At 69.7% G+C, this 26,473-nt stretch carries 24 protein-coding genes; 12 read left to right on the top strand and 12 right to left on the bottom strand.

Features of this window, described 5'->3' with window-relative positions; translation table 11 throughout:
- Positions 1-17: 17 nt before the first annotated feature.
- Positions 18-215: a hypothetical protein gene (locus PKF00_RS06800; protein ID WP_271216508.1), complete on the top strand. Its 198-nt coding sequence runs from the start codon at positions 18-20 to the stop codon at positions 213-215.
- 51 nt (positions 216-266) lie between these two features.
- Here the strand turns inward: PKF00_RS06800 and PKF00_RS06795 are convergent, their stop codons facing one another.
- The 3 genes from PKF00_RS06795 to PKF00_RS06785 are packed head-to-tail and all read right to left on the bottom strand — an operon-like array spanning position 267 to position 4,720.
- Positions 267-1,982: a High-affinity nickel-transporter gene (locus tag PKF00_RS06795; protein WP_271216507.1), complete on the bottom strand. Its 1,716-nt coding sequence runs from the start codon at positions 1,980-1,982 to the stop codon at positions 267-269.
- Complete coding sequence (locus PKF00_RS06790; RefSeq protein WP_271216506.1) at positions 1,979-3,280, bottom strand: tetratricopeptide repeat protein; 1,302 nt, start codon at positions 3,278-3,280, stop codon at positions 1,979-1,981. Before PKF00_RS06790 ends, PKF00_RS06795 begins: the two co-directional genes overlap by 4 nt.
- Before the next feature lie 57 nt (positions 3,281-3,337).
- Positions 3,338-4,720: a DUF4331 domain-containing protein gene (locus tag PKF00_RS06785; RefSeq protein WP_271216505.1), complete on the bottom strand. Its 1,383-nt coding sequence runs from the start codon at positions 4,718-4,720 to the stop codon at positions 3,338-3,340.
- Between the two features lie 434 nt (positions 4,721-5,154).
- Here PKF00_RS06785 and PKF00_RS06780 point away from each other — a divergent pair, with 434 nt between their 5' ends.
- Both PKF00_RS06780 and PKF00_RS06775 read left to right on the top strand, forming a co-directional pair.
- Positions 5,155-6,900, top strand: a complete 1,746-nt coding sequence (locus tag PKF00_RS06780; RefSeq protein WP_271216504.1) for an ABC transporter ATP-binding protein — start codon at positions 5,155-5,157, stop codon at positions 6,898-6,900.
- 753 nt (positions 6,901-7,653) lie between these two features.
- Positions 7,654-8,421 (top strand): MurR/RpiR family transcriptional regulator, encoded by a 768-nt coding sequence (locus PKF00_RS06775; protein WP_271216503.1) that lies wholly within the window; start codon positions 7,654-7,656, stop codon positions 8,419-8,421.
- Positions 8,422-8,481: 60 nt separating this feature from the next.
- Here PKF00_RS06775 and PKF00_RS06770 read toward each other — a convergent pair whose 3' ends face one another.
- The 3 genes from PKF00_RS06770 to PKF00_RS06760 all read right to left on the bottom strand — a co-directional run bounded on the left by PKF00_RS06770 (position 8,482) and on the right by PKF00_RS06760 (position 11,159).
- A complete protein-coding gene (locus PKF00_RS06770; RefSeq protein WP_271216502.1) occupies positions 8,482-9,231 on the bottom strand; it encodes an ABC transporter permease in 750 nt (249 codons plus the stop codon).
- 27 nt (positions 9,232-9,258) lie between these two features.
- Positions 9,259-10,218 carry an ATP-binding cassette domain-containing protein gene (locus tag PKF00_RS06765; protein WP_271216501.1) on the bottom strand — a complete coding sequence of 320 codons (960 nt, stop codon included), beginning with the start codon at positions 10,216-10,218 and terminating at the stop codon, positions 9,259-9,261.
- A gap of 410 nt (positions 10,219-10,628) precedes the next feature.
- Positions 10,629-11,159, bottom strand: a complete 531-nt coding sequence (locus PKF00_RS06760; RefSeq protein WP_271216500.1) for a PadR family transcriptional regulator — start codon at positions 11,157-11,159, stop codon at positions 10,629-10,631.
- Positions 11,160-11,197: 38 nt separating this feature from the next.
- Between PKF00_RS06760 and PKF00_RS06755 the strand changes: the two genes are divergently transcribed.
- The 4 genes from PKF00_RS06755 (at position 11,198) to PKF00_RS06740 (ending at position 15,175) form a co-directional block, all read left to right on the top strand.
- Complete coding sequence (locus PKF00_RS06755; RefSeq protein ID WP_271216499.1) at positions 11,198-11,524, top strand: hypothetical protein; 327 nt, start codon at positions 11,198-11,200, stop codon at positions 11,522-11,524.
- A 10-nt stretch (positions 11,525-11,534) separates the two neighbouring features.
- The gene (locus PKF00_RS06750; RefSeq protein WP_271216498.1) at positions 11,535-12,206 is read left to right on the top strand and encodes an SDR family oxidoreductase; all 672 of its coding nucleotides are present in this window, start codon (positions 11,535-11,537) and stop codon (positions 12,204-12,206) included.
- A gap of 249 nt (positions 12,207-12,455) precedes the next feature.
- Complete coding sequence (locus tag PKF00_RS06745; protein WP_271216497.1) at positions 12,456-13,814, top strand: formimidoylglutamate deiminase; 1,359 nt, start codon at positions 12,456-12,458, stop codon at positions 13,812-13,814.
- A 476-nt stretch (positions 13,815-14,290) separates the two neighbouring features.
- Positions 14,291-15,175, top strand: a complete 885-nt coding sequence (locus PKF00_RS06740) for a sigma-70 family RNA polymerase sigma factor (RefSeq protein ID WP_271216496.1) — start codon at positions 14,291-14,293, stop codon at positions 15,173-15,175.
- A 195-nt stretch (positions 15,176-15,370) separates the two neighbouring features.
- On the opposite strand, the gene PKF00_RS06735 is transcribed toward PKF00_RS06740, so the two are convergent.
- The 5 genes from PKF00_RS06735 to PKF00_RS06715 form a co-directional block, all read right to left on the bottom strand.
- Positions 15,371-16,276, bottom strand: coding sequence for a Sco1979 family transcriptional regulator (locus tag PKF00_RS06735; protein WP_271216495.1), 906 nt, complete (start codon positions 16,274-16,276; stop codon positions 15,371-15,373).
- Positions 16,277-16,423: 147 nt separating this feature from the next.
- Positions 16,424-17,182 carry an SAM-dependent methyltransferase gene (locus tag PKF00_RS06730; RefSeq protein WP_425582210.1) on the bottom strand — a complete coding sequence of 253 codons (759 nt, stop codon included), beginning with the start codon at positions 17,180-17,182 and terminating at the stop codon, positions 16,424-16,426.
- Between the two features lie 737 nt (positions 17,183-17,919).
- Entirely contained in the window at positions 17,920-18,423 is a 504-nt protein-coding gene (locus PKF00_RS06725; RefSeq protein WP_271216493.1) for a hypothetical protein, read from the bottom strand.
- Positions 18,424-18,682: 259 nt separating this feature from the next.
- Positions 18,683-18,889: a DUF397 domain-containing protein gene (locus PKF00_RS06720; RefSeq protein WP_271216492.1), complete on the bottom strand. Its 207-nt coding sequence runs from the start codon at positions 18,887-18,889 to the stop codon at positions 18,683-18,685.
- Positions 18,882-19,739, bottom strand: coding sequence for a helix-turn-helix domain-containing protein (locus PKF00_RS06715; RefSeq protein WP_271216491.1), 858 nt, complete (start codon positions 19,737-19,739; stop codon positions 18,882-18,884). The genes PKF00_RS06720 and PKF00_RS06715 overlap by 8 nt, the downstream gene beginning before the upstream one ends.
- Before the next feature lie 244 nt (positions 19,740-19,983).
- Between PKF00_RS06715 and PKF00_RS06710 the strand changes: the two genes are divergently transcribed.
- Together PKF00_RS06710 and PKF00_RS06705 are read left to right on the top strand one after the other, a co-directional pair.
- Positions 19,984-20,271, top strand: a complete 288-nt coding sequence (locus tag PKF00_RS06710; RefSeq protein WP_271216490.1) for a hypothetical protein — start codon at positions 19,984-19,986, stop codon at positions 20,269-20,271.
- 116 nt (positions 20,272-20,387) lie between these two features.
- Positions 20,388-20,831 (top strand): ATP-binding protein, encoded by a 444-nt coding sequence (locus PKF00_RS06705; RefSeq protein WP_271216489.1) that lies wholly within the window; start codon positions 20,388-20,390, stop codon positions 20,829-20,831.
- Between the two features lie 198 nt (positions 20,832-21,029).
- On the opposite strand, the gene PKF00_RS06700 is transcribed toward PKF00_RS06705, so the two are convergent.
- Positions 21,030-21,962, bottom strand: coding sequence for an ABC transporter substrate-binding protein (locus PKF00_RS06700; protein WP_271216488.1), 933 nt, complete (start codon positions 21,960-21,962; stop codon positions 21,030-21,032).
- A 261-nt stretch (positions 21,963-22,223) separates the two neighbouring features.
- Between PKF00_RS06700 and PKF00_RS06695 the strand changes: the two genes are divergently transcribed.
- Genes PKF00_RS06695 through PKF00_RS06685 form a run of 3 tightly spaced genes read left to right on the top strand, consistent with a single transcriptional unit; the run spans position 22,224 to position 26,362 of the window.
- Complete coding sequence (locus PKF00_RS06695; protein WP_271216487.1) at positions 22,224-23,549, top strand: ammonium transporter; 1,326 nt, start codon at positions 22,224-22,226, stop codon at positions 23,547-23,549.
- Positions 23,546-23,884: a P-II family nitrogen regulator gene (locus PKF00_RS06690; protein WP_271216486.1), complete on the top strand. Its 339-nt coding sequence runs from the start codon at positions 23,546-23,548 to the stop codon at positions 23,882-23,884. Before PKF00_RS06695 ends, PKF00_RS06690 begins: the two co-directional genes overlap by 4 nt.
- 3 nt (positions 23,885-23,887) lie before the next feature.
- The gene (locus tag PKF00_RS06685) at positions 23,888-26,362 is read left to right on the top strand and encodes a [protein-PII] uridylyltransferase (protein ID WP_271216485.1); all 2,475 of its coding nucleotides are present in this window, start codon (positions 23,888-23,890) and stop codon (positions 26,360-26,362) included.
- Positions 26,363-26,473 lie beyond the last annotated feature (111 nt).

The raw sequence follows: 26,473 nt of genomic DNA, 5'->3' as shown, positions 1-26,473 counted from the left end.
CCGAAGGAGTGTGGACCGTGGGTCTCATGGACAAGCTCAACCTGCGTGAGGTGAAGGCTCGGGCGAAGCGGACGCTGGGCGGCAGGCTCGGCGACCGCAGACTGGCCGCCGAGGGCCGCACCGAGGAGGCCGAGGCGAGGCTGCTGAAGACCCAGGACGAGATCCTGGACGCCGTGGCCGAGATGCGCAGGGAGTACGGCGCCCGCCGCCGCTGAACCGCGGCCGCCGCTCGGACGACTCCTCCGGCGGCCTCTCTCCGTGGTCTCTCAGGCCGCTCCGACGAGGCTTCGCACAGCCAGGCCCAGGCCGAGCAGCACGACGACGACGGCGGTGCCGACCGGGGCGAGAGCCGACAGGCGGGCGGCGGCGCCGCTCCTTCCCTCCGTCAGGCGGTCAAGGCGTCCGGCGAGTTTGACCAGCAGCAGACCGGTGACGGTGAGCGTGCCCGCCATGCCGATGCCGTAGGCCAGCACCAGCGCGACCCCGAACCAGGTGCGGCCCAGGCCGATCGCGCCGAGCAGCACGACGAGCGCGGAGGGACTGGGCACCAGCCCTCCGGCCACTCCCAGCCCCACCAGCCCGCGCCGCGAACGCGTGCCGTCCCCGCCGCGCTCCGCCGTCCCGCCCGGCACCGCGGCCTCGTCCGTCTCCGGGACCCGCCGCTCCAGAAGCGCGACGCGTGATCCGTCAGCGACAGGGGCCCGGGACTCTGAGAGGTCGTGACCCGGGTGCTCGTGGCCGGAGTGGCCGTGCCCGTGTCCGTGTCCGTGCCCATGGCCGTGTCCGTGCCCGTGTCCGTGTCCATGGCCGTGGCCGAAGTGGTCATGGGCCGAGGGCTCGCCGGTGCGGTACGCGCGCCAGGCCGACCGCAGGAGGCCGGTGCCGACGACGGCGATCAGCAGGCCGCTGACCAGGCCGAGCCAGGCGAGCACCGACTCGCCGGTGAGCGCGGAGAAGACGCTCAGCAGCAGGCCTATCACCAGGACGCCCACGGTGTGGGTCGCGGTGACGGTAGCGCCGACGATCAGCGCATCACGGGGGCGGCCCCTCCTGCCCGCCAGGTAGGCGGCCATGACGGTCTTGCCGTGCCCGGGGATGAGGGCGTGTCCGGCGCCGAGGGCGACGGCCATGAGCACCGCCAGCAGTCCCAGCGGCACGGTCAGCGACTCCGCGCCGACCAGGTCGGTGAACGCGCGGTCGAGCCAGGCCAGCGCGTCGCCGACCGGGCCGCCCGAGACCAGCGGCGGCGCGACCGCCGCGGGCCCGGATCCTGGGGCGACGCCCAGCTCCGCCGTGCGCTGGTCGAGCGGGCTGGACAGCAAGTCGTCCGGGTAGGTTCGCAGCTCCCGGCTGACGCTCGTCCCGGGAACGGAGGACCGCGCGAGCCGTACCCCTCCGGAGGCGACCGCGGTGATCTCCCGCCAGCCGATCCGGTCGGACAGGAAGCCGTCGCTGAAGCCGACCGTTCCCCGGGTCGCCACGGCGGCGGACAGCTCGCACGTCAGACGACTGGTCCGCAGGCCGCCCTGCCCCTGGGCGTACGCGAAGCGGGCCCCGCTGACCCGCCAGGCCACCTGGCTCCCGTTCACCGTCAGCCGCTGGGCCTCGGCGAGCGCGGCGCAGCGGGCGGCGCCGTGCGCCGACAGTTCGGCGGGGGAGGCCTCGCCCGAGCCGTCGGCGTCCACTTCGGCAAGGGCCTGGAGGGTGGGCAGCTCCGCGCTGTCGACGACGGCTGTGTTCTCCACCCGGTCCGGGGTGATCCGCAGGCCGTTGTAGTGGTTGACGGTGAAGTTGCCCAGCGGATGCGCCGCCCGGGCGGTGGCGGATCGGGCGTCGGCGGCGAGGGCGGCGGCGGACGGGGCGAGCGCCGCGCCCAGGGTGACTCCCAGCGCGACCCCCAGGCAGGACACCGCCGAGACCAACGCCCGTCGTACGGCCCGCGGGGCACCTCTCCCCTGTGGGGTCTTCTTTCCTGATGTCATGACAACCTCCCGAGGGCGGGCAGATCGGGGGAGAAGACGGGGTTGGCCTCGTGGGCGAGGCCGGAGGAGCGCTTCGACTCCTTCGCCATGCCCAGCGCGCGTTCGATCTCGGCGCGATGGTGATGAAGCAGCGCGTTGCGCCAGCCGGTCGAGGTGGCCTTCCTGGCGTACGGCAGGGCCTCGCGGTCGCGTCCCTCGCGGTGCAGGGCCCAGGCCAGGGCGTCGGCGGCGACCACGTTGGGGTTGCGGCCGTACTCGGCCCGCGCGTGCCGCACGGCGAGGGCCGGGGAGCCGTGGTCGGCCTCGTACTCGGCCCAGGTCAGGTCGTCCCTGACCCCGGCGTTCTCCGTCAGGACCCGCTGCGCGCGCAGCAGCGTCCACTGCGGCGAGGGGTCGCGGCCCGCCTTGGCCAGCACCTCGGCGTACTCGGTCACGTACTGGGCCAGGGGCAGCCGGGCGACCACGGTGTCGTAGAGGCCCATCGCCTCCCGCAGCCTGCCGTCGAGCGCGGCGGCCCGCGCCGTCCCCGCCAGGGCAGGAGTGAAGCCGGGATCGGCCTTGAGCGCGAGGGCGTACTGTTCGGCGGCGCCGCGCAGGTCGCCGGCGTGCAGGGCGAGCTCACCGAGGTAGTGGCGGCAGTAGGCGACGTCCGCCGGGGCGAAGGCGTCGTCCAGGGCGTGTTCCAGCATGTCGCGGGCCCGGGCGCGGTCCCCCCTGATCTCGGCGTCGTACGAGGCGCGGGTGAAGGCCGCGACGCCGGGACGCAGCTCCGTCATCCTGTCGATCGCCCGCGTGGCCTCGTCGTACCTGCCCAGCTGGGTGTAGGCGTCCGCCAGCACGGCCTGGGCGCCCTGACCGTAGGGGTTGGCCGTCGCCGAGCGTGTGGCCAGCCGTACGGCCTCGGCGAAGTCGTGGCGGCCCGCGGCGAGCGCGGCCTGGCCTGTCAGCACGGCGAAGTCGCCGGGACTCAGTTCGGCGGCCCTGGCCAGCGCCCGCTCCGCCCGGGTGTAGAAGGACGGGTCCGCGGTGACGCGCGCCTGCTGGACGTACGCCATGCCCAGCTGCGCCCAGGCCCGGTGGTCACCGGGAAGCCTGCGAAGCCGGGCGGTCAGCGCGTCGACGGCGCCGTCGAGCGAGGCGACGGGGACCGGCGCCTCGGCGAGCCCGGCCAGGTCGGCCGGAGAGGCGGCGGTCGCCGGCGGCGGACGCTCGCCGGGGATCAGGGCGGCTCCCAGCGTCAGCGCCGTGGCCAGGCCGAGCACGCCCGCGGCGATCCGGGTCTTTGCGGAAATGTTCACGGTGACTCCCCAGGACCTGGCGCGGGGCCCGGAGGACCGGGCCCCGCGCGTTTCGGGTCAGCCCGCGTTGACCGACGTGTTGCCGGGCAACGGGATGTAGGGGAAGCGGGTGCCGAACGGCTTGTCGTTGCCGTTCACCTTGTCCCCTGTGGCCAGCGCGTCGACGAGCTTGCCGGTCTGGGCGGCGCCCGCCATCGCCTGGACGGCGATGTCGATCACGTCGTCCCCGAGACGGCGGCCGTTCGGGAAGCCCTGCAGGTCACCGGCGAGCACGCCGAGCCTGTTCGGGGTCGCGCTGGGGGCGATCGCCATGTTCAGCCGCAGCATCTCCGACGGGCGCAGTCTCACCGCGTCCTTGTTGAGGATCTGCGAGTTGAGGTCGGCCTTGATCGGGCCGTTGGCCTTGGCGACGCCGGTCAGGAAGATCTCGACCAGGTCCTGACGGGGGGTCTTGGGAGCCTTGAGGCCGTAGACGGCCTCGAGCAACCGGGGCAGCTCCGGGTCGGTGACGCGCTTGACGACGGCGGGGACGTCGGCGTCCTTGCTGGGACTCAGCGAGTTGAAGGCGTCCTTCAGCCCCGCCGGGAGCACGACCTCGTTGACCAGCGGCTGGCCCAGGCGGGAGACCTGGACGTAGCCCTTGGGGCTCCACTTGTCCACGGTGGACCACACGCCGATCACGGGGTTGCGCGTGGCGTCGCCCTTGAGCGCGACCTCGTCCTTGGGCACCTGAAGCGCCAGGCTGTGGACGTTGTAGCCCTTGAACGTGTCCTGGCCGACCTCGGACAGGTCGCCGCCGTAGAGCAGGTCGAAGACCCGCAGGTCGGCGAAGAACGTCTCGTCCGACTGGCCGGCGAAGGCCTTGCCGCCGCCGGGCAGGTCCTTGATCGACTGGGCGCGGAGCGTGGCGTAGTCGGGCATCGAGGCGGGACCGACGTTGCTCGGGGCCACCACGCCGTTCTCGACCAGGGTTCGCACTCCCCCGGACGTGATCCTCCTGAGCGTGTAGCGCTGCCTGAACAGCAGGTTCTCGTCACCGAGCGAGGTGACGGGCCCGTTGGCGTACAGGAAGGTGTCGGTGCCGCGCCTGTCCTCGTCGCGGAACGTCCACTGGTAGACGATGTTGGGCAGAGCGTCCCCGTCGCTGTCGATCTTAATGTTGTAGCGCGAATTGGTGTCGAACTGATAGAAGTTCGGCCCGCCGTTCGGCTCCTCGAACGGGATGAAATTGGCCAGCAGCGTGACCGTGTCCGCCTTGTCGGGACTGACGAACGCGTACAGGTCGGTGTTGTCGTTGCGTGGGTCGCCCGCGATCGCGGGCGCCTCGCGGTGCGAGGACGCGGTGCCGGGATCGGCCTTGAGCAGGGTGAACGAGGAGGCGGTCAGCGCCCCGACGAGTCCCAGGCCGACCAGGGCGCGCCGATTGACTCGGAGCTCCATGTCAGTTGGTCCTTTCGGCTGCCGGCCGCGGACGCGACCGGCCTGTCGGTTCTGAGGGGACAGAGGGTCCGGCCGGATTCCTCGACCACCTATTCGCCGCAGGGGCACTCCCGGATTGGAGGGACTTTTTCCGCCGGGAATCGTCGATGAATGAGCGGGAAATTTGAGAATTTCGCCGGAAAGGGAGAGGAGAAAGGATTTTTCTCTCCGGTTTCCGTCCCTCGGGGCGCGAGGGCCGGACGGGGAGCGGCGCTCTCCGGGCCCGCGCCGTCCTCCTGTGTCAATTTGAGTTGACATGTCGATGATGTCAACTTATGTTGACGGCATCGACTTTCGTCTACGGAATCAGGCGCGGCGCCCCGGATGAGCGCGTGCGCGGTAGATAGGAAGAACGTCGATCGGCGGCCGATCACGTCAGCCCGGAGGGGACGAAATTGCCTGAGACCGCGTCATCGCCCGAGATCGCGCCATGGCGCCTGTTACTCGCCTACGTCCGGCCGCACAGACCCGCACTGCTGCTCGGCGGCGTCCTGAGCCTGGTCGGCTCGTTCGCGGGGCTGGCGATGCCGCTCCTCGCCAAGACGGTCATCGACGCCTTCGGCGAGCACCGATCCCTGGTGGGCCCCGTCCTTGGGCTGACGGCCGCCGTGCTCGTGGGGGCGGTCGTCGGCGCGGTCGGCAGATACGTGCTGGAGCGCATGGGGGAGGGGGTCGTGTTCTCCGCCAGACGGAGTCTGGTGAGCCGGATGCTCAGACTGCGGGTCTCCGAGGTCGACCGCCTCAAGCCGGGAGACCTGCTGTCCCGGGTCACCTCGGACACCACGTTGCTGCGCGCGGTGTTCACCGAGGGCGTCGTCGAGATGGTCAGCGCGCTGTTCATGCTCGTCGGCGCCGTGGTGGCGATGGCGTTCATGGACGGGTTCCTGCTGCTCATCACGCTGGGCGTCCTGGTCGTGGTCGGCTCGCTCGTCGGCCTGGTCATGCCGCGCATCCAGCGCGCCTCGACACAGGCCCAGGTCGCGGTCGGCGAGATGGGCGCGGTGCTCGACCGGGTGCTGCAGGCCTTCCGCACGGTCAAGGCCAGCGGCGCGGAGGACCGTGAGATCGCCACCGTGGACGCCGCGGCCCGCGAGGCGCGGGACAGAGGCGTCGCCGTCGCCTGGTGGACCTCGATCGCGGGCATCTCCGCCTGGGTGGCCGCGCAGCTCGCCTTCGTGGCCGTGCTCGGCGTCGGCGGCGCGCGGGTCGCCTCCGGCGCGCTCGAGGTGTCCTCGCTGATCGCGTTCCTGCTCTACCTGTTCTATCTGGTCGCCCCCATCGGCCAGCTGGTCCAGGGCTTCACCCAGATGCAGAACGGCCTGGCCGCGGTCAAGCGGATCCGGGAGATCGAGGACCTGCCCACGGAGGAGATCGGAGGCCAGGCCGCCGAGACCGGCACGGCCCCCGCGGGGGTGGCTTTCCAGGACGTGGTCTTCCGATACGGGGACGACCGCCCTGTCGTTCACGACGGCGTCTCGTTCGAGATCCCCGCACGCGGGCTGACCGCGCTGGTCGGCCCGTCGGGGGCGGGCAAGTCCACGGTCTTCGCCCTCCTCGAACGCTTCTACGAACAGCAGTCGGGCACGATCACGATGGACGGCCGCGACATCAGGCAGTGGCGGCTGCCCGACCTCCGCGCGGCCCTCGGCTACGTCGAGCAGGACGCGCCGGTGCTGGACGGCACGCTCAGGGAGAACCTCCTCTTCGCGGCACAGGGCGCGGGTGAGGCCGACATCCGGCGGGTGCTCTCGCTGACCCGTCTCGAGGACCTGGTCGCCCGGCTCCCCGAGGGCCTGGAGACCGAGGTCGGCCATCGCGGGATCATGCTCTCCGGCGGCGAGCGTCAGCGGGTCGCCATAGCGCGCGCCCTGCTGCGCAGACCTCGGCTGCTGCTGCTCGACGAGGCCACCTCCCAGCTCGACGCGGTCAACGAGCTACGGCTCCGCGAGGTGATAGCGGAGGTGGCGAAGGAGACGACGGTGCTGGTGATCGCCCACCGCCTGTCCACGGTGACCAGCGCCGATCGGATCGTGGTGATGGAGGCGGGCGGCGTGCGGGCCGTCGGCACCCACGGGGAACTGCTCGCCGACGACGACCTCTACCGCGAACTGGCCGCCACCCAGTTCCTGCTGCCCACCTGAGAGCGGCCCGCGCCCGCCGGGACGCCTCCCGCGGTGCGGTCACGCTCGTCCGGCGCGGGCCGTGCCACGGGATCGGGTCGAACTGATCTCCCTCGTTTCGTACCGATCCCGCAAATTTACGTGGTGTGGAGCGCGATGGTTTGGACGCCGGTCCCGCTGACTGGTTGACCATGGAGGAAACCGGGCATCCCGCCCTGTGCGGAGCCTCTTCTTCGCTCAGGAGCGTCCGTCGGGCGCTCGCCGAGTTCGATCTCCGGTCCAGTCCGTGCGGGACGAGGGCCAGGACACAGGTCGATGTGGCAGTCGGAAGGCAGGGCGTCCCAGCTGCGACCTGGGACGCCCTCTTCCTTGCGGCCCGCCTTCTCTCCGCCCTTCCGCGGGACGCCTTCTTCCGGTCTTCCTGCGAGATCGCCCCGGTTGGCGAGTAAGAATGTGAATGTGCCTATTCACTTCTGGTTCACTTCCGCGGGGACGGCGTGGTGAGGCCCGGCTCGATCCGCGGCGGCGTTCCCGGGACAGGCACGGTTCGCGACGCGTGCGTGCCCTACCGGCCCGCCGAGGTCGCCCCGCGAACGTGACGATCGCGCTCCGGCGACCGGATCACGGCGGACACCGTCTCCTCCACCTCCCGCAGCGGTGTATGAACGACACCGGGGGCGGGAGGGAGAGGGAATGCCGGTGGAGGATCGAGCGGTTGGAGGGGACGTGGGGGACGGACTCGATCGACTTCTGGAGGGCCGGCGGCTTTCGCCTGTGCAGCGGCGGATCGCGCGCTACCTCGACGAGCATCTGGCGGAGGCGGTCTTCCTGTCCAGCGTGGAGCTGGCAGAACGGGCCGGGGTCAGCCAGCCGTCGGTGACCAGGTTCGCCATGGTGCTCGGTTTCGCGGGATACCCCGAGCTCAGGCAGGCGCTGCGGCCCTTCGTCGTGGGCGAGCGGCCTCCCTCGCGGGCCAACGACCTGCAGACCGCCATCGACGCGGAGATCGAGAACCTGCGGAGCGTGCGAGACAGGCTGGCCGACGCCTCGGCCGTCGCGGAGCTGGGCGTCGCGCTGGCCGGATGCGAGCCGCTGCCCGTGCTCGGGCTGCGGGTCTCGAGCGGCCTGGCCACCACGTTCGCCTACTTCGCGCGCCGGATCCACCCCGACGTCCGCCTGCTGACCCACGGCGGCTCCGAGCTGGCCGACGGCCTGCACGCCGCGCGCAGGGCCGGGGCGTCCTGGATGGTGGCCGTGGTGCTTCCCCGCTACCCGGCCGAGGCCGTGCAGGCCCTCAGAAGCGCCAGGGGGCTGGGCCTGCGGACCGCGGTGATCACCGACCGGCGTGACGTGCCGTTCGAGGCGGACGTGATCCTGGACGCCCCCGTGGGCGAGCACCTGGTGTTCGACTCCCACACGGCGCCGCTCGCCATGGCCATGGTGCTGGTCGAGGCCATGGCGGACGCGGCGCCGCTGCGGACGCAGGCCCGGCTCGAGGAGTACGAACGGATGATCGACCAGGCCGGAGTCTTCGCCGACTAGCCGATCCGTGCTCCGCGGGTCCCGCCGGGGTCCGCGGAGCACGCCGGGTCCTCGGCGGGCTCAGCCCGCCAGCTTCCCGAGAGAGCGGACCGACCAGGCGAGGGAGAGCGCGCCGAGCACGGCGAAGATGCCGAAGGCCACCGGGATCGTGGTGTCGGACAGCCGGTCGGCGAACAGTGAGCGGCCCGCCTCGACCGAGTAGTAGAGCGGGTTGAACCTGGCGACGGTCTGCATCCACTCCGGACCGAGGGAGACGGGGAGCAGCATGCCCGCCAGCAGGGTCAGAGGAAGCGCGAAGAACTGCACGATCTGCGACAGGCCGTTCTCGTCGCGGATCGCCAGCGCGAGGCCGTAGGAGAGGCTGGCGGCGAACAGGCCGGTCGCGGCCATGAGCAGCAGCATCAGCAGCGTCGCCGCCAGACTCAGCCGCAGGCCCATGAGCACGGCCACGCCCATCACCAGGAGCGCCTGGAACGCCAGCACGAGCATGTCCTTCGTCACCCGGCCGAGGATGATCGCCGGTCGCCACGCCTGGCTGACCGCGAGCCGCTCCAGCACGCCGTTGCGGGTCTCGTTGATCATGGAGAAGCCGGCGAACATCGAACCGAACAGGGCGATCATCATCATCGAGCCCGGCGTGAACATCCGCAGCGCCTCGCCCAGCGTCCCGCTCCTGGTCGTCTGGGTCAGCAGCGGGGCGAACAGCAGCAGGTAGAGCACGGGCTGCAGGATGCCGAGCACCGCCCAGGCCGGGTTGCGGCGGACGTTGCCGAGCTCGTAGCCGAGGAACAGCATGGTGTGTCGAAACATGGGGGTTCCTAACGGTTCTGCCGGATGTCAGGCGGCGTCGCGGAGGGAGCGGCCGGTGTGCCGCAGGAAGACGTCGTCCAGCGTGGCCCGGTCGAGGGAGATGGACCGGATGGCCAGGCCCTCGACCTCCAGGGCCCGGAGCAGCGCGGCCAGGTTGTGCTCGCCGTCGTCGAGGTAGGCCCTCAGGGCGTCGTCCTGCGGCTGGGTCTCCTTGATGTACGGCTGCGCGGCGAGAAGCCGCTCCGCGGCGGCCAGGTCGTCCACCCTGAGGGTGACGACGTCGCCCGCCACCTCCTTCTTGAGCGCCTCGGGGGTGCCCTCGGCGACGACCAGGCCGTTGTCGATGATGACGAGCCGGTCGCACAGCGCGTCGGCCTCGTCCAGGTAGTGGGTGGTCAGCAGCACGCTGGTGCCCTGGTCGCGCAGGGCGCGGACCTCGTCCCACAGGTTGGCGCGGTTCTGCGGGTCGAGGCCGGTGGTCGGCTCGTCGAGGAAGACCAGCGGCGGCCGGTTCACCAGGCCGATGGCCAGCGCGAAGCGCCGCTTCTGACCGCCGGAGAGCGTCTTGACGGGACGCCCGGCGATCTCGGTCAGGCTGAAGGTCGCCAGCAGCTCGTCGGCGCGGACGAGCGCCTGTTTGCGGGAGTGCCCGGCCAGGCGCGCGGCCAGCAGGAGGTTCTCCAGGCCGGGGGCGTTCTCGTCCACGCCGCCCGCCTGGCTCACGTAGCCGATCCGCTCCCTGACCTTGGCGGCCTCCTTCACCACGTCGTGCCCGGCCACGATCGCGGTCCCCGCCGTGGGGACGGTGAAGGTGGCGAGCATCCGCACGGTGGTCGTCTTGCCCGCGCCGTTGGGGCCGAGAGCGGCGAAGATCTCGCCTTCCGCGACCGACAGGTCGACGCCCTTGACGGCCTCGACCTCCTCGGTCTTTCCGCGTCCTCGCCTGGCGATGAATGTCTTGCGCAGCGCGTGCGCTTCGATGATCATTACGCTCCGTTTCGGGGGATGCTCCGGAGAGTTCCGGATGTTCCGGGCAGGTGTTGGGCACCTGGAAGGCGCCGGTCGGTGCCGGATGATGCGGAGTGGTGCCGAGGTGCGAAAAGGGGCACCGAATGCTGCGAAGGTCCTGAAATTTCTCAGGACTCCGCGAAATCTCTGAAGAGAGTAGAGGTAGTACTAAAACCACAAAAATTATGAAAATTCATGGGGTTTTTGAAGTGCCAGAACGCTGAAGAATCCTTGGTGGGAGGTGGGAAGCCGGAAAGCGAGACGGTGCGCGGCTCCCGCACTCCGGACGGCGCCGGAGGCCGGGAAGGCTGGAGAGGGCTCCGGGCGGGGCCGGAGCGGTTCCTCGGGGAGAGTCTGAACCTTCCAGTGGTGTGAGACTCAACCGGTTTTCAGGGAAGTTCGCCGTTCTTCACCTTCTCCATGGCCTCGTTCAGCCATGTGAGCTGGGCCTGGAGTTCCAGGACGTTGAGCCTGAGGCACTCGTCGATGTGCCGGGGAGCGCCGTAGGCCTGCTTGCCGCCCATCGCGCGCTCGGTCATCGAGATGGCGAAGTGGAGCTGTGCCGCCCTGGCCTCCATCGCGGACGCGAGCTCCCCGGCCGAGAGACGGTCCATGAAGGTGAGCGCCACCTGGAACGGGTCCACGATCGGCTTGATCTCCCACCAGTGGCTCAACAGGTGTCGCCCGAACTCGGCGCGGCCGACCTCGGTGATCGCGTAGACGGTCTTGCCGCCCTTGCCCTCCTCGACCCGTTCCAGCAGGCCCTCGTCGGCCATCTTGCTCAGCCCGTGGTAGATCGAGCCGTAGGCCACGTTGGCCCAGTGATGGGTGCCCATGAGTTCGAGGCGACGCCGTACCTCGTAGCCGTGCAGCGGGCCGTCGAGCAGTACGCCGAGCAGCAGGACGCGAGTGGAGGACATATACAAATTTGTATTCAAGTTTGAGTATGGTGTCAACCATGCGAGAGATCAGACGTGACGACGACGGCGCCCTGCTGGGCTTCCTGCGCCCCGTGGACGGCGCGTGGCAGCCGCTGACCGTGTTCGGCTATCCGCTCGGGGAGCCGGGCCCACAGGAGGAGGCGCACGACGAGGTCCACCGCTCGGGGCTCGCGGTGTTGAGCGGCCCCTGGCGGTTCCTCGAGGGCGGACAGTGGTACCGGTGCGTGATCCTGGAGGCCGCCGCCGAGGAGGTCAGGATCCACCCGACCGATCACCGCTACCCGCACGACGTCTACGCCCTGACCCTGGAGCGCCCGGGGCCCGGGACGTTCCGCCCGGAGTAGGGTGATCCACATGTCCGCACGCCCCGTCGCACTGGTGACCGGAGCCTCCAGGGGAGTGGGCGCCGCGATCGCGCGCGCCCTGGCCCCGACCCACGACCTCCTGCTGGGCGGTCGTGACGCCGAGGCGCTGGCCGAACTGTCCGCCCGGTTGCCGGGGGCGCGCCCCTGGCCGGTCGAGCTCACCGCCGTCACCGAGGCCGACGTCGCCGCCGTCGAGCGGCTCGACGTCCTGGTGCACAGCGCCGGCAGGGTGACCCTGGGCTCGATCGAACAGACCCCCGCCGACGTCTGGCGGCGCACGATGGAGATCAACCTGATCGCGGCGGCGGAGCTGACCAGGCTCCTGCTGCCCGCGCTGCGCGCGGCCCGAGGCCACGTCGTGCTGATCAACTCGGGCGCGGGCCTGCGCGCCAACCCGAACTGGGCCTCCTACGCCGCCAGCAAGTTCGCGCTTCGCGCCTTCGCGGACGCGCTCAGGCTCGAGGAGCCGCGCCTGCGCGTGACCACGGTCTATCCGGGACGGATCGACACCGACATGCAGCGTGAGGTGCGAGAACAGGAAGGGGCGCCCTACGAGGCCGACAAGTACCTGGCCGCCGACTCGGTGGCCAGGGCAGTGCTGACGGCGGTGACCGCGAGCCCGGACGCCCACGTCACCGAGATCACCGTTCGCCCCACGTAGAGGCCGGTCGGCCGACCCGCCAGGCCCACCGGCCGGGCCTGACGGGACACCGGCCACGGGAGCCGAAGCGCGTGATCAAGCCGTTCGCGGGGCAGGAGTCAGTCACGCCTTGAGGGACCTTTGGGCGCTTCATACGGAGAGCGCGCCCTGTTCGTGAATGAAGCCATTCACGCAGCGGGAAGGTATCCGTGGCGAAGACCTGACTCTCGCACGGGGACGACCGTCCCCGTCACCGCTCTGGGAGCGCCCGTGCCGGAAACGAACTACTGGTGTGAACTGGCCTGGCTGCCGCCCGGCGAGGTCGTCGCCGGGGTCCTCGTCACGGTCGCCGACTCCCGGATCGCCGATGTCGCGCCGGGGCTGGCCGCCCCTCCGGCGGGAGCCGTACACCTTGCCGGGCTGACCCTGCCCGGCCTGGCCAACGCGCACTCCCACGCCTTCCACCGGGCACTGCGCGGGGCGACGCAGCGGGAGAAGGGCAGCTTCTGGACCTGGCGCGAGCAGATGTACGGCGTGGCCGGAACGCTGGACCCCGACTCCCACCGCAGACTGGCCACGGCCGCCTTCGCCGAGATGGCGCTGGCCGGTGTCACCTGCGTCGGAGAGTTCCACTACCTCCACCACACCCCCGGCGGCAGGCCGTACGACGATCCCAACGCCATGGGGCACGCGCTCGTCGAGGCCGCGAGGGAGGCGGGTCTGCGCATCGCGCTGCTGGACGCCTGCTACCTGAGCGGCGGCATCGGCGTCCCGCTGACGGGCGCCCAGCTGCGGTTCGGCGACGGCGACGCGGGAAGATGGGCCGTCCGGGTCGAGAAACTCCTGGACGCCTACCGCGGCGAGCGGGACGTCGAGGTCGGGGCGGCCCTGCACTCGGTGCGCGCGGTCCCCGCGGAACAGATGCCCGTGGTCGGGGCCTTCTCCCACCACCACGCGGTCCCGCTGCACGTCCACGTGTCCGAACAGCGCGCGGAGAACACCGCCTGCATCGAGGTGTACGCCGCCAGCCCGGTCCAGCTGCTCAACGAACACGACATCCTCGGCCCTCGCACGACGGCCGTGCACGCCGTTCACCTCTCCGAGGTGGACATCGCGCTGCTCGGCCAGTCACGCACCCACGTCTGCGTGTGCCCGACGACCGAGCGGGACCTGGCGGACGGCCTCGGGCCCGCCAGAGCGCTGTTCGACGCGGGGTCGCCGATCACGCTGGGCTCCGACAGCCAGGCGGTCGTGGACCTGCTGGAGGAGGCGCGGGCGGTCGAGCTGAACGAACGACTGGTCACCGAGCAACGCGGCCACTGGACGGCCGCCGAACTGATCCAGGCCGCGACCACCGCGGGCCACGCCTCGCTCGGCTTCCCCGACGCGGGCATGCTCGTGCCGGGCGCGTGGGCCGACCTGGTCTCCGTGCGCCTCGACTCGGTCCGTACGGCGGGCGCGTCCGGAAACGACATCGAGGAGATCACGGTGTTCGCCGCGACGGCCGCGGACGTGCACTCGGTCGTCTCCGGAGGTCGCCGGGTGGTCGAGCAGGGGCGGCATGTCCTGGGCGACGTCGGGGCGATGCTCGCCTCGGTCATCGCGGAGGTGCGCGGCGACCACCTGTGACGTCGGCGTGCGTGCGTGCGCGCGACGGCGGTGAGTGTGGCGGCGCGTGTGTGACGCCGTGTGCGGCGGCGTGGGCGTGGCGACGCGTGGGTGACGGCGGTGTGCGCGGCGGCGGGTATGGCGAGACGGGCACGACGGGCACGGCGGAGGCGGGTGTGGCGGGGTGGCCGTTCGTGGTGTGGTGAGTTCGTATGAGGCGCGTGGTTTGAGACGGTCCCGCTAGGGAAGCGGGGGTCCCCATGACGTCGTGCCCGAGGGCATCCTCCCTGAGGAGGAAATCTAAAACCATTCTCTGGGCGTACTTTTTTAGGGAATCTTTGCCCTGATCCGAGCGTTGATGAGGCAAGAGGCATGTCCGCGTGCATGGGGTCTTGAATGAGCGCGTGGGCCTGCCATAAGCAGGCGGAGCGAGGTGCCATCGGATGGCAAGGCCGACGGGGAATCGGACGCAGGATCAGCACGTCTCTGATCGAGACTTGCTCGGGACCTACCTGGCTGAGATCGGGCGGGTCCCCCTGCTCACCGCGGAAGAAGAGGTTGAGCTCGCCAAGCGGATCGAGGCGGGTCTCTTCGCGGAGCAGTTGCTGGACGGCGGGTTGACGGAGCCGCGGATCGCGGACGCCGCCGACGAGGAGCTTGAACGACTGGCGGTTTCGGGACAGCGGGCCAAGGACGAATTCATCCAGGCCAATCTACGTCTTGTGGTGGCGGTCGCGCGCAAATACTCAGGGCGGGGAATGCCGCTGATCGACCTGGTCCAGGAGGGGAACCTGGGCCTGGTCAGGGCGGTCGAGAAGTTCGACTACCGCCGCGGCTACAAGTTCTCGACCTACGCGACCTGGTGGATCCGCCAGTCCGTGGGCCGTGCGATCCACGAGCAGGCCAGGCCGGTGCGCCTGCCCACCCACGCGGGCGAGCAGATGACCAGGCTGATGCGGGTCCGGCGCGACATGCTGGCCGAGTTCGACCAGGAGCCGACGGACGCCGACCTCGCGGAGGTGCTCGAACTGCCGATCGAGCGGGTCCGCGAGCTTCGCCGCTGGGCCTCCGACCCGGTCTCGCTCCAGCTCGGCGTGGGCGACGAGGACGAGACCGAGCTCGGCGACATGATCGCCGACGAGACGTGGGCCGATCCCGAGCAGCAGGCCATGGACATCCTGGAGCGCGAGCGGCTGGAGGAGTGGCTGACCGGCCTCGAGGGCCAGACCCGGGAGATGCTCCGCTGGCGTTATGGCCTGATGGACGGCCGCGAGCACACGCTGACCGAGGTCGGCGAGCGCTACGGCATCGGTCGCGACCGCGCCCGCCGCATCGAGCGTGACGCCCTGGCCCGGCTGAGGAAGATGGCCGCCGCGGCCTGAGCCGACTCCTGCCCGGTACGGCTCCACGTGGGCCGTACCGGGTTGGTCGTGGTGCGGAGGCTGTTTTCCTGGTCGGGGTTCGCTTGGCGCTTCTGGTGTGGATGGTTCGCTTTGTTCGCGCGGAGGGGGCGGAGGTCCGGCGGCCGTCTCAGCTGAGCTCTGGTGAGGCGATCGATGCCCGCCCGGCTGGTGCTCTCAGTGTCTGGGGAGCCTGTTGACGAGCTGGTGGAGCATCTTCCGCGTCTGGGCCGACGGTTCGGCCTGGATCACCAACTGGTTCATGATGTGCCAGTAGCGCTGGATGTCGCTCGGCTTGTCGGGGTAGACGGCGCTGGCGAGCTGCTTGAGACAGACCACGTCCGGGAGTCGCTGCTCGGGCATGCGCAGGATGGTGATGGGACCGCCGGACGCGGCGTGGCCGCCGGCGCTGAACGGCATGATCTGGACGGTGACATGGTTGAGTCCGGTGACGTCGATCAGGTGCTCGAACTGGGCGCGCATCACCGCCGTGCCGCCGATCGGGCGGCGTAGCGCCGCCTCGTCGATGACGGTCCACAGTCTGGGAGCGTTCGGCCGGCGCAGGATCTGCTGCCGTTTCATCCGCAGTTCGACATGGCGCTCGATCTCGGCGCTCGTGAGGTCCTGGTGGGCGAGCCGGATGACGGCGCGGGCGTAGTCTCTGGTCTGCAGCAGATCGGGGACGAGCTGGACCTCGTAGCTGCGGATGACGTCGGCGGCCTGCTCCAGCCCGAGATAGGAGCTGAACCAGCTTGGCACCAGGTCGCTGTAGGTGTGCCACCAGCCGGGCAGGTTGGCCTGCTTGGCCATCGTCAGCAGCGTGGCGCGCTCCGCCTCGTCGGTGAGGCCGTAGAGGGTGAGAAGATCGGCTACGTCACGCTGCTTGAAGCCGGTGCGCCCCAGCTCCAGGCGGCTGATCTTGGAGCGTGACGCCCGGATCGTTTCACCCGCCTCCTCAAGGGTGATGCTCCGGACCTCTCGTAGCCGACGAAGCTGGACGCCCAACAGCATTCGCAGCACGGTGGGCCCGGTCTCGGTGGGGGAGCCGTCCGCGATCGGGCCCCTTGTGATCTCGATGTTCATGCTCAATCGCTTTCCTTGCACTTTCCCTGACGACGGTCGCCGACGTCGGACCGCGTTGTGCCGCCTCGGACGCACTGGCGCGCGGTGACCGTTCTCCTCGCGACTCTCCTCGCGACGGGTGAGAATCGATCACCGTGTGTCCGGGCGCTATCTTTTGCGGGCGACGCCGCCCAGCGCGTCCACATCGGCGGACGGGCCGAGGAGAGGTGTCTCGGGCCGCCACCGTGTGATCGGGACGACGCCGGGTTCCAGGAGATCAAGGCCGTCGAAGAAACCGGCGAGCTCTTCCGGACTGCGCAGGTGGTAGGGGGCCGCGCCACTGTCGTTGTACTGCTGCGTGGCCGAGACGTTCTCCGCGTTGGTGTCGGCGCTGTCGTTGAACACGAGGAAGCTGCCTGAGGGCAGGGCGTCCATGAGACGTCTCACGATGGCGTGCGCCTCGCCGGTGTCGCGGATGTGTCCCGTGATCTGCAGCAGTACGAGCGCGACGGGCCGGGTGAAGTCCAGTGTTTCGGCCGCGGCCGCCAGAATCGTGTCCGGGTTGTGCAGATCGGCGTTGATGTAGGTGCTTACCCCCTGGGGGGTGCTGGTGAGCAGGGCGTCGGCGTGCACCAGCACAAGGGGGTCGTTGTCGACGTAGACGATGCGTGACTCCGGGGCCACCCGCTGGGCCACCTCGTGGGTGTTGTCGACGGTCGGCAGGCCTGTGCCGACGTCCAGGAACTGACGGACCTGCTCCTCACCGGCCAGATGCCGGACGGCCCGGGCGAGAAAGTGCCGGGACGCGCGGGCGAGCTCGGCGATCCCCGGGAAGATCCCGGTGAACTGGTCACCGGCCTCGCGGTCGACCGGGTAGTTGTCCTTGCCGCCCAGCCAGTAGTTCCAGATCCGGGCCGAGTGCGGCACCGTGGTATCGATTTCGGGCGATTGCTGAAAAAGGGGTGAATCATCGCTTTTCACCACGGGGGAATATCTCCTACCGTACGCGTCCTCTGTCGTCGTTACACACGATAAGGTCAACCACCCCGTTCGGTAACCGGTTATTACTGATCTTAACGGTATTTATTTATGGACGGCCGCTTCACGGACAAAGGAATGACGGGTCACGTCTTACCGCTGTCCCGGGGGCGCTGTCTCGGGGGCCGCCGTCACGACACGACGAGCCGCGCGTTCGCGCCGTTGACCCCCGTCGCTTCGCCGGATCACCGTGGTCGTCCGTTGGTTTCCGAGTGGGGCGACGACGGGATCTCGTTCGTCCCGTCTGCTGTTCCGCGTCTCCTCCGTCTCGGCTTCGAGGTCGGCACGCCGTCGCGTCCGAAGCCGACCGGGCCTTACAAGGGAACCGACCGGCAGTGGCATCCGACACGACGAGACCGCCACCCCTTGCGAAGCGGCGGTCACACTCGCGTCGTTCTCGCTCTGGGCAGGATCCGTGTGAAGGCGGCCCCTGGTTCTGGTGCTTGTTTCCCACCGGTCGCACCAGAGCGCCGATGTGAGACCGTGCCCCCACCGCCAACCTGAGACGATGCCGACATTCGTCGGGGAAGCCATTGGAAACTCAGGGGCGGTCCGTAGGGTGACGCCCTTTGGGGCAGCCGAATCCGGTGGGCCGCGTACGCCGTGCGTCGGTCAGGGCCAGTAGGTCAGGGCCAGTAGGGCTGTGCCTGCCCGGCGGCGGTGGCGATCGCCGCGCCGTCGATCTCGGTGAACGTCAACGGCACGCCGAAGGCGGGCCACTCGACCGCGAACTCGAACGGCTCCGGCGGCGGCAGCGGCCACAGCCACAGTTTCCAACTGCTGTTGGCGGAACGGGAGCTTCCCGACCCGCTTCCCCCGCCCCTGTTGTCGAGGATCGGCCCCTCAGGACGTGGCGGAGGCGATTCGTACCGGCCCGGTCTGTCGTCCAGGGTCGTCGCCTTGGAGCCGTCGGGGAAGCGGACGCCGAAACGGATGACCGAGTCGTCAAGCGACTGTCCGGGACGGAACCGGTGGCGACGATGTCCGAACAGCACGTCGTGCTGGTCCTCCCACGTGTCGTCGTTCACCCCTTCGACACGGCGGGCCGTCATCCGAATGCCGATCTCCGCACCTTCGGGAAAGGCGGTGACGCTCGCCAGGGCGATGACCAGCGTTTCGCTCTGGAACAAAATCCGTCCGATGGGGGCGACACCCCCCAGGACGTCATCCGGGGGAGCGGCCCACGGAGGAGACTTCGTTTCCTCTTCCGGCTCCTGATCACGAGGCGGTGGCGCGGTGAAGAAATCCATGCGGCCAAGCTACGTAACCGCAAGGGGGCCGTGCGCGGGATTTTTCAACAGCTCTCCTTTGGGGGAGAGTGAAACCCCCCGTTGAAGGGGCTGAAACCCTCCCTTCGAAGGGAGGGGAGACGGGGCCGCTGTGGAACGGTCAGCTCACGCCGTCGAACTCACCGCCCCTGACACCCTCGACGAATGCTCGCCAGCCACCGGGGGAGAAGAGCAGAGCCGGACCATGAGGGTCCTTGCTGTCCCGAACGGCCACGATGTGGGGAAGGTTGTCAGCCACCTCGACACAGTTGTTGCCGCTACCGCTCTGGCTGCTCTTGCGCCATCTGGCGTTCGACAGATCAGTCATGGAGTAACTGTTCCTTAGCATCGGAGATCAGCCTCATGGAGGCTTCCCGGGATAGGGCCACGTCGCAGATACGGTCAAATGCCATTTTATAGCGATCCACCTGATCTGAGCTCTCAACATATACGTCACCGGCTGTCCCTTCTACGTAGGCGACGTTGGGATCGACCTGCTCGGTGAAGGAGAGAACGGTGAACGAGCCCTCCAGTCCTGCGTGTGCTCCGGCGCTGTAGGGAAGAATGCGCAGCATGACGTTAGGACGTCGTGCTGCACTCAAAAGTGCGTCCAATTGATCGCGCATCGACTCGCGGCCGCCGATCGGGCGACGGATGACTCCTTCGTCGAGCACGGCGTGAAGCTCTGGTGCGTTGGGGCGACTGAGCAGGGTTCGCCGTGCCATGCGAGCCATGACCCGTCGCTGGATGTCGTCGGCGTTCTGCGGATCCGGCCTGCCAGCGCTGATCACCGCTCGGGCGTAGTCCTCGGTCTGTAGAAGGCCGGGAACGAGTTGAACCTCCCACTGGTGAATCACGGCCGCTTCATCTTCCAGGCCGATGTACGAGCCGGTGAACACGTCGGCGTAGGCGGTCCACCAGCCTCGCTGCCGGACCTCTTTCGCAAGCTGGATCAATCCGGCGCGAATCGATGAATTGACGCCATAAAGATCACAGGCAGTAGCGACGTCGACAGGACTCGCACGAGTGCGACCCGTTTCGAGGCGGCTTACTTTGCTGCGACTCCACCCCAGGCGTGCTGCGGCGTCTTCGGGACTCAGCCCGCTCTCCTCTCGCATCCTGCGTAGTTCACGGGCCAGACGGCGAAGGCGGACGGTCGGACTGTAGGTCGGAGACATGCGCTCAGTGTGACGGATTGATCACGCCGCTGTCAGGAATACGCGGATCAAATGAAAACTGCACAGTGCATTGACATGGTGCACCTCTCGGCTACAGCATGACGATGTCATTACGGAGAGTTGCGATCAGTAACCATGTGAAATCGGGCTTTGGGTGCGGTGGTCAACCCTCCTTTCGGAATGCATATAAGGCGCATATCCCAATAGGGACATTGCGCCCAGCGTCTCTCGCAGGAGGAGAAAAGTGGTCACCAGCAAATCGCTGGAGCAGTTCGATCATTTGGTGAGGTTGGGGCGGAACCTGCATCGGATCGGGGTGGGGAGCACGCTGGTGTTGCCCGTGGCCGGTCAGCCGATCCTGGAGGTCGTCTCGATGGGGCGGACCCGGATCCGGGTGGTGGTGACCCGGCGGGCTCGGGAGTGGGTGTTCGTCTGGCGGCCCTGGTGGGCGCGGATCTGGACGCCGGGCTCGTGGGTGTGGGCCGAGGCCGACAACGCCGCCGACATCATCGCCGTGGCGGCCGCCGCATGATCCCGCCCCCACCTCTGCCCTCGTCCTCTCGGCCGCTGTCGTCCCCGGCCCCACAGCCCGCCTGCCGCTACGAGCGCCACCGCACCGTCTCACCCCGCTGGGCCGTACTCCACCCCTTGGGCCACGCCGAGTTCCCCGGCATCCCGGCCTCGGTGCCCACCGCCCGCCAGTGGGCCCGCGACCTCCTCACCGGCAAAATCGCAGCCCCCACTCTCGACGACGTTCTCCTCCTCCTCAGCGAACTGGTCACCAACGCGATCGTGCACTCCGACTCGGGACGCGGGCCGTACGGATCGGTGACGGTGTGCCTGGTGACGGTGTGCCTGGCCCTCTCCCATGACCACGACGGCCATGGCGGCACCGTGGTCCACGTCGAGGTCATCGACGACGGCTCAGCCGCGAGCCTTCCCTTCGTCCGTGCGGCGACACCGGACGGTGACGGCGGTCGTGGCCTGCTGATGGTCGAACTGCTCTCGGCCCGCTGGGGCGTCCACCACGACGACGAGGCGGGCAACGCGGTGTGGTTCCACCTGCCGGACAGCACCACGGGGCACGGATAGGGGGCGGTCACCGAGGTCCTCCAGGTCCTCGCCGCCCATCGGCGCCGGTCAGGCCCGCTACACCTCTCACCGTCCCGGCGCCTGGAAAGGAGCCGGGCCGGTGACGGGTGGATGAGGGGTGTCGAGGAGTCGGGGAGATGTGGAGGAGTGATGTCTGGAGAAGAGCCGGGCGAGTGTGGGTGGGGGAGAGGACGCAGGTCACTCGGGCTTGGCGTACTTCTCCAGGTCGTCGAGGATCTTCCCGGCAGCCGTGACGCCGATGCCCAGCATCCAGGTCTCGTCGTCCACATTGTGCGCCCGGCCGTCCTTGACGGCGGGAATGCTCTTCCAGAGCGGCCCGCCGGTCACGGCGGCCTGGCTCTGGGCCGCCTGGTCGCCGTAGGCGCTGTAGAACAGGACGTCGCCGTCCGCCTGGGAGAGGTTCTCCTGGCTCAGCTCGCCGAAGCGCTTGTCCTGGGCGTCGGCCAGCAGCTGCGGCTCGGGGCGGCCGAAGCCGGCGTCGCCGACGACGATGCCGCTGAACGACTCGGGGCCGTACATCCGGATCTGGGTGGGCATGAAGCGCACGATGCTCACTTTGACCGCCTCCGAGCCGCCCAGGGCCTTCGCGCGGGTCTGGTAGTCGGCGAGAAGCTTCTCCGCCTTGGTCTTCATGCCCAGGGCGTCGGCGTCGAGGAGGAGGTTCTCCTTCCAGGTGGTTCCGACCTTCTCGGTGAACACGGTCGGCGCGATCCTGCTGAGCTTGTCGTAGAACTGCTCCTGCCGGAACTTCGTGCCGAGGATCAGGTCAGGCTTGAGGGCCGTGATGGCCTCCAGGTTGGGGGCCTGGAGGGTGCCGACCGGTGTGGTGGCGTTCAGCGCGGATCCGAGGTATTTCGGCCAGGCCTGGTTTTCGGCCGCCTGGGCGGCGCCTGCCGGGGTGAGCCCGAGGGAGACCAGGGTGTCGAGCTTGTCCGTGTCGAGCACGACGACCCGCTTGGGGGATTCGGGCACCTTCGTCTCGCCCATCGCATGCTTGATCGTCCGGGTCGGACCTGCGGCGTTCTCGCCGTTCCCGGTGGAGCCGCAGGCTGTGGCGGTGATGAGGGACAGCAGGACGGCGGCTGTGGCTCTGGTCAGGCGGGTGGGCATCAAATCTCCTCAAACGCTTAGGTAAGGCATGCCTAAGCATAGTTTCGGGTGTTTTTTCGGCAGCACCTGCCCTGTCCGAAACATGTCCGAAACACCGTGTGGCCGAGTTTCACAGGCGCGAAACACGTAGAGCCGCGCCTTGAAACCCCGGAGGAACACGCTGTGGCACATCGTCAGTGCGCGGCCGGTCGACGGAGCCCAGGAAGCGTTCACTGCGACCTGACATCGGCCACACGCCATTTGTAAGGAGGGTCGCTTCGGATGAAGATCGATAGCGGCACCACTGCCTGGATGCTCACGGCCACCGCGCTGGTGTTGCTGATGACCCCGGGTCTCGCGTTCTTCTACGGCGGCATGACCAGGGCCAAGAGCGTCCTCAACATGATGCTGATGTCGTTCGTCAGCATCATCACCGTCACCATCGCCTGGGTTCTCTACGGGCACTCGCTGACCTTCACCGACAACGCCAGCGGCATCGTCAACAAGTTCGTCGGCGGCTTCGACGCGCTCGGCCTGCAGAGCCTGGTGGACACGGCGACCAAGGCCGACGGCACCGGAATGCCGAGCCTCGTCTACTCCGCCTTCCAGCTGACTTTCGCGATCATCACGGTCGCCCTGATCAGCGGCGCCATCGCCGACCGCGCCAAGTTTGGCGCGTGGGTGCTGTTCACCGTGGTCTGGGCCACCGTCGTCTACTTCCCCGTCGCCCACTGGGTCTGGGGCAACGGCTGGCTGTTCAGCCTCGGCATCGAGGACTTCGCGGGCGGCACCGTGGTCCACATCAACGCGGGCGCCGCGGCTCTCGCGCTCGCGCTCGTGCTCGGCAAGCGGGTCGGGTGGCGCAAGGAGCCGATGCGGCCGCACAACCTGACCCTGGTGCTGCTGGGCGCGGGCCTGCTCTGGTTCGGCTGGTTCGGCTTCAACGCGGGTTCCGAGCTCGCCGTCGACGGGACCGCGGGCCTGGCGTTCATGAACACCCAGATCGCCACCGCCGTCGCCGCCGGAGCCTGGCTCGTCGTCGAGAAGATGCGCGACGGCCACGCCACCAGCCTCGGCGTCGCCTCCGGCGCGGTGGCGGGCCTGGTCGCGATCACCCCGGCCTGCGGCTTCGTGGACCCCTGGGCGGCGATCGTCATCGGCGCCGTCGCGGGTGCGGCCTGCGCCTTCGCCGTGGGCCTGAAGTACAAGCTCGGCTTCGACGACTCCCTCGACGTGGTCGGCGTGCACATGGTCGGCGGCGTGCTGGGCGCGGTCTCGCTCGGTTTCCTGGCGGCCTACCCCTTCCTCGAGCAGCAGAGCAAGGGCCTGCTCTACGGCGGCGGCCTCAAGCAGCTCGGTCTGCAGGTTCTCGGCCCCGTCGCGGTCGGCGCCTACTCGTTCGTCGTCACCTGGGTCATCGCCAAGATCATTGACAGGGTGATGGGCTTCAGGATCAGCGCCGACGAGGAGGTCGCCGGCATCGACATCACCTCCCACGCCGAGACCGGTTACGACCTCGGCACCGTGCACGCGTCGGGCGTGGCCTCCCCCGGCCGCCCGGCGCTCGCCGGCACCGCCCCCAGCACCGCGAAGAAGGTGGACGCATGAGACTCATCACCGCCGTCATCAAGCCCTTCAAGCTCGACGACGTGAAGGCGGCCCTGGAACAGTTCGGGGTCAAGGGCATGACGGTCAGCGAGGCCAGCGGGTACGGCCGCCAGCGCGGTCACACCGAGGTCTACCGCGGCGCGGAGTACCAGGTGGACCTGGTTCCCAAGGTCCGTCTCGAGGTGCTCGCCGAGGAGGACGACGCCGACGACGTCATCGACGTCATCGTCAAGGCGGCGCAGACCGGCAAGATCGGAGACGGCAAGGTCTGGTCCGTTCCGGTGGACACGGTGGTCCGGGTCCGCACCGGAGAGCGCGGACCCGAGGCGCTCTGACCGGTGAGAGGCGACACTCGCTCGTACGCCGCGGCCCGCAGGGATCGGGCCGCGGACGTCGACCGCTGGTTGACGGATCTCCTGCGGACCGCCTGTGGCACGCCGTACGGGCGTGTCGTGAGGAACGCGGGGGACTTCGGGGGACCGGGCGAGCACGGCGTCCCGAGCGCCGCCTCCGCCCCTCTCCCAGGCCCCGTCCTCGGAGCACTCTCGACCGGAGCCGCCCCGAACAGGGCCGCCCCGAACGGCGTGCCATCGAACAGGGCCGCCCCGAACGGCGTCCCATCGAACGGAGCCGCCCCGAACGGAGCCGTCCCGAACGGCGCGGGCGGGGCACTGCACGGGGCACTGCGCGGGGTCGCGCTCGTCGCGGTGGGCAGCCTGGGGCGCTCCGAGCTCGCCCCGGGAAGCGATCTCGACCTCGTCCTGCTGCACGACGGCCGTGACGACGTGGCACGCATCGCCGACCGTCTCTGGTACCCCATCTGGGACTCGGGCGCGGGGCTCGACCACTCGGTGCGGACCGTCGGGGAGGCGGCCACGGTCGCCAGGGACGACCTCAAGGCGGCGCTCGGCCTGATCCAGGCCCGGCACGTGGCGGGGGATCCAGAGCTGACGAGGGCCGCTCGCGAGGGGGTGCTCGCCGACTGGCGGACCGACTCCAAACGTCGTCTGGCCGAGCTGCGGGACGCCGCGGACACGCGGGCGGGAACGAGCGGCGAGCTGGCGTTCCTGCTCGAACCCGACCTCAAGGACGCGCGCGGCGGGATCCGCGACGTGCAGGCGATGCAGGCCGTGGCCGCGGCCTGGGTCGCCTCCGCTCCCGGGCCCCGGGTCCGCGAGGCCTACGAGCTCCTGCTCGACGTCCGGCACGGCCTGCACCTGGTGACCGCCAGAGGAGCGGACAGGCTGGTGCTCCAGGAGCAGGACGCGGTCGCCGGAGTTTTGGGCCTGCTCGACGCGGAGGCGCTGATGCGCAGGCTCGCCGAGGCGGGGCGGACGGTCGCGCACGCCTTCGACGCCACCTGGCGCACCGTCGACCGGCTGCTGTCCGGGCCCGCGCCCAGGGGCCGCCGCCCACTCGCCGACGGTGTCGTCGAGCACGGAGGCGAGGTCGTGCTCGCCCGTGACGCCGACCCGCGCAAGGATCCGGTGCTCGTGCTCCGCGCCGCCGCGGCGGCGGCCGAGGCCGGGCTGCCGCTCGCCCCGGCCACCGTGAACGCTCTGGCCGTCCAGTCGCCGCCGCTCCCCGTCCCCTGGCCGGACGAGGCGCGGGACGCGCTCGTCGGGCTGCTGGGCGCGGGACGGGCGGCGGTGCCGGTCTGGGAGGAGCTGGACCAGGCGGGCATCCTGGTCAGGCTGCTGCCCGACTGGGAGCGGGTGCGGCACCGCCCGCAGCGCAACCCGGTGCACCGTTACACCGTGGACCGGCACCTGATCGAGGCGGCGGCGGGAGCGGCCTCCTTCACCCGTGAGGTGTCCCGGCCCGACCTGTTGCTCATCTCCGCGCTGCTGCACGACATCGGCAAGGGCTGGCCGGGCGACCACTCGGTCACCGGCGCGGTCGTGGCCCGGGACATCGGTGCCCGGATAGGGCTATCCATGCCAGATGTCGAGACCCTGGAGACCGTGGTCCGCCACCACCTGCTGCTGCCGGAGACGGCGACCCGCCGGGACCTGGAGGACCCGGTGACGATCTCCCGGGTGGCCGAGGCCGTCGGTTCGCGCGAGGTTCTCGAACTGCTGGCCGCGCTCGCCGTGGCCGACGGCAACGCCACAGGTCCCGCCGCGTGGAACTCGTGGAAGGCCTCCCTGGTCGCCGATCTCGTCCGCCGGGTGCGTTCGGTGCTGTCGGGCACGCCCCTGCCGCCCGCGCCCGTGCTCTCCGCCGCCCAGGCCTCGCTGGCCAGACACGGCGGCGGCGCCGTACGGGTCAACGGGGGAGCGGTCACCGTGGTCGCGCCGGACAGGGCGGGCCTGCTCTGGAGCGCGGCCGGGGTGCTGGCCGCGCATCGGATGGTGGTCCGCGCCGCGTCCGCGGCTTCGGCGGGGTCGACCGCCGTGATCGAGTTCTCGGTCACCCCAGAGTACGGCTCGCCGCCCGACCCGGCCACGCTTGAGGCCGATCTTCGTCTGGTTCTCGCCGGTCGGCTCGACATCGAGCAGCGTCTGGCCAGGAGGGCCAGGTCGATGCGTCCGCCGCGGGTTCCCGTGGCGCCGCCGAGGGTCACGCTCGTGGACGACGCGTCCAATACGGCAACTGTCGTAGAGGTGCGCGCTCGTGACCGTCCGGGGCTATTGTGGCGAATTGGCAGGGCTTTTGGAGACTGTGGTCTTGACGTGCGAGCCGCACGTGTGGAGACTCTCGGCGCAGAGGCGGTGGATGTCTTCTACGTTGTCGATAGAGCCGGGCGTCCTCTGACTGACGAGGCCCAGCGGGTACTGGTGCGGGACCAGGTGCTTGCCGCCTTGCGATAACCATAGGAAGTCGTTCTCTCGTCACCTTCGTAACGATGACGTCCGGTTTGTCGGCTATGTCGATTGCGTCCCGTGACCTTGTGGTCTGATGAGGGCCACCTATGTCGTGAT

This window comes from Streptosporangium carneum, from assembly GCF_027922005.1.
GTDB classification, from domain to species: domain Bacteria; phylum Actinomycetota; class Actinomycetes; order Streptosporangiales; family Streptosporangiaceae; genus Streptosporangium; species Streptosporangium carneum.
This window is presented reverse-complemented; position numbering and strand designations above follow the sequence as displayed.

Coding starts and splice junctions, on each gene's coding strand:
- PKF00_RS06785 (WP_271216505.1), bottom strand. CDS start 4,720: ATGGAGCTCCGAGTCAATCGGCGCGCCCTGGTCGGCCTGGGACTCGTC.
- PKF00_RS06765 (WP_271216501.1), bottom strand. CDS start 10,218: ATGATCATCGAAGCGCACGCGCTGCGCAAGACATTCATCGCCAGGCGA.
- PKF00_RS06695 (WP_271216487.1), top strand. CDS start 22,224: ATGAAGATCGATAGCGGCACCACTGCCTGGATGCTCACGGCCACCGCG.
- PKF00_RS06720 (WP_271216492.1), bottom strand. CDS start 18,889: ATGACTGATCTGTCGAACGCCAGATGGCGCAAGAGCAGCCAGAGCGGT.
- PKF00_RS06715 (WP_271216491.1), bottom strand. CDS start 19,739: ATGTCTCCGACCTACAGTCCGACCGTCCGCCTTCGCCGTCTGGCCCGT.
- PKF00_RS06690 (WP_271216486.1), top strand. CDS start 23,546: ATGAGACTCATCACCGCCGTCATCAAGCCCTTCAAGCTCGACGACGTG.
- PKF00_RS06795 (WP_271216507.1), bottom strand. CDS start 1,982: ATGACATCAGGAAAGAAGACCCCACAGGGGAGAGGTGCCCCGCGGGCC.
- PKF00_RS06735 (WP_271216495.1), bottom strand. CDS start 16,276: ATGAACATCGAGATCACAAGGGGCCCGATCGCGGACGGCTCCCCCACC.
- PKF00_RS06755 (WP_271216499.1), top strand. CDS start 11,198: ATGCGAGAGATCAGACGTGACGACGACGGCGCCCTGCTGGGCTTCCTG.
- PKF00_RS06700 (WP_271216488.1), bottom strand. CDS start 21,962: ATGCCCACCCGCCTGACCAGAGCCACAGCCGCCGTCCTGCTGTCCCTC.
- PKF00_RS06770 (WP_271216502.1), bottom strand. CDS start 9,231: ATGTTTCGACACACCATGCTGTTCCTCGGCTACGAGCTCGGCAACGTC.
- PKF00_RS06760 (WP_271216500.1), bottom strand. CDS start 11,159: ATGTCCTCCACTCGCGTCCTGCTGCTCGGCGTACTGCTCGACGGCCCG.
- PKF00_RS06750 (WP_271216498.1), top strand. CDS start 11,535: ATGTCCGCACGCCCCGTCGCACTGGTGACCGGAGCCTCCAGGGGAGTG.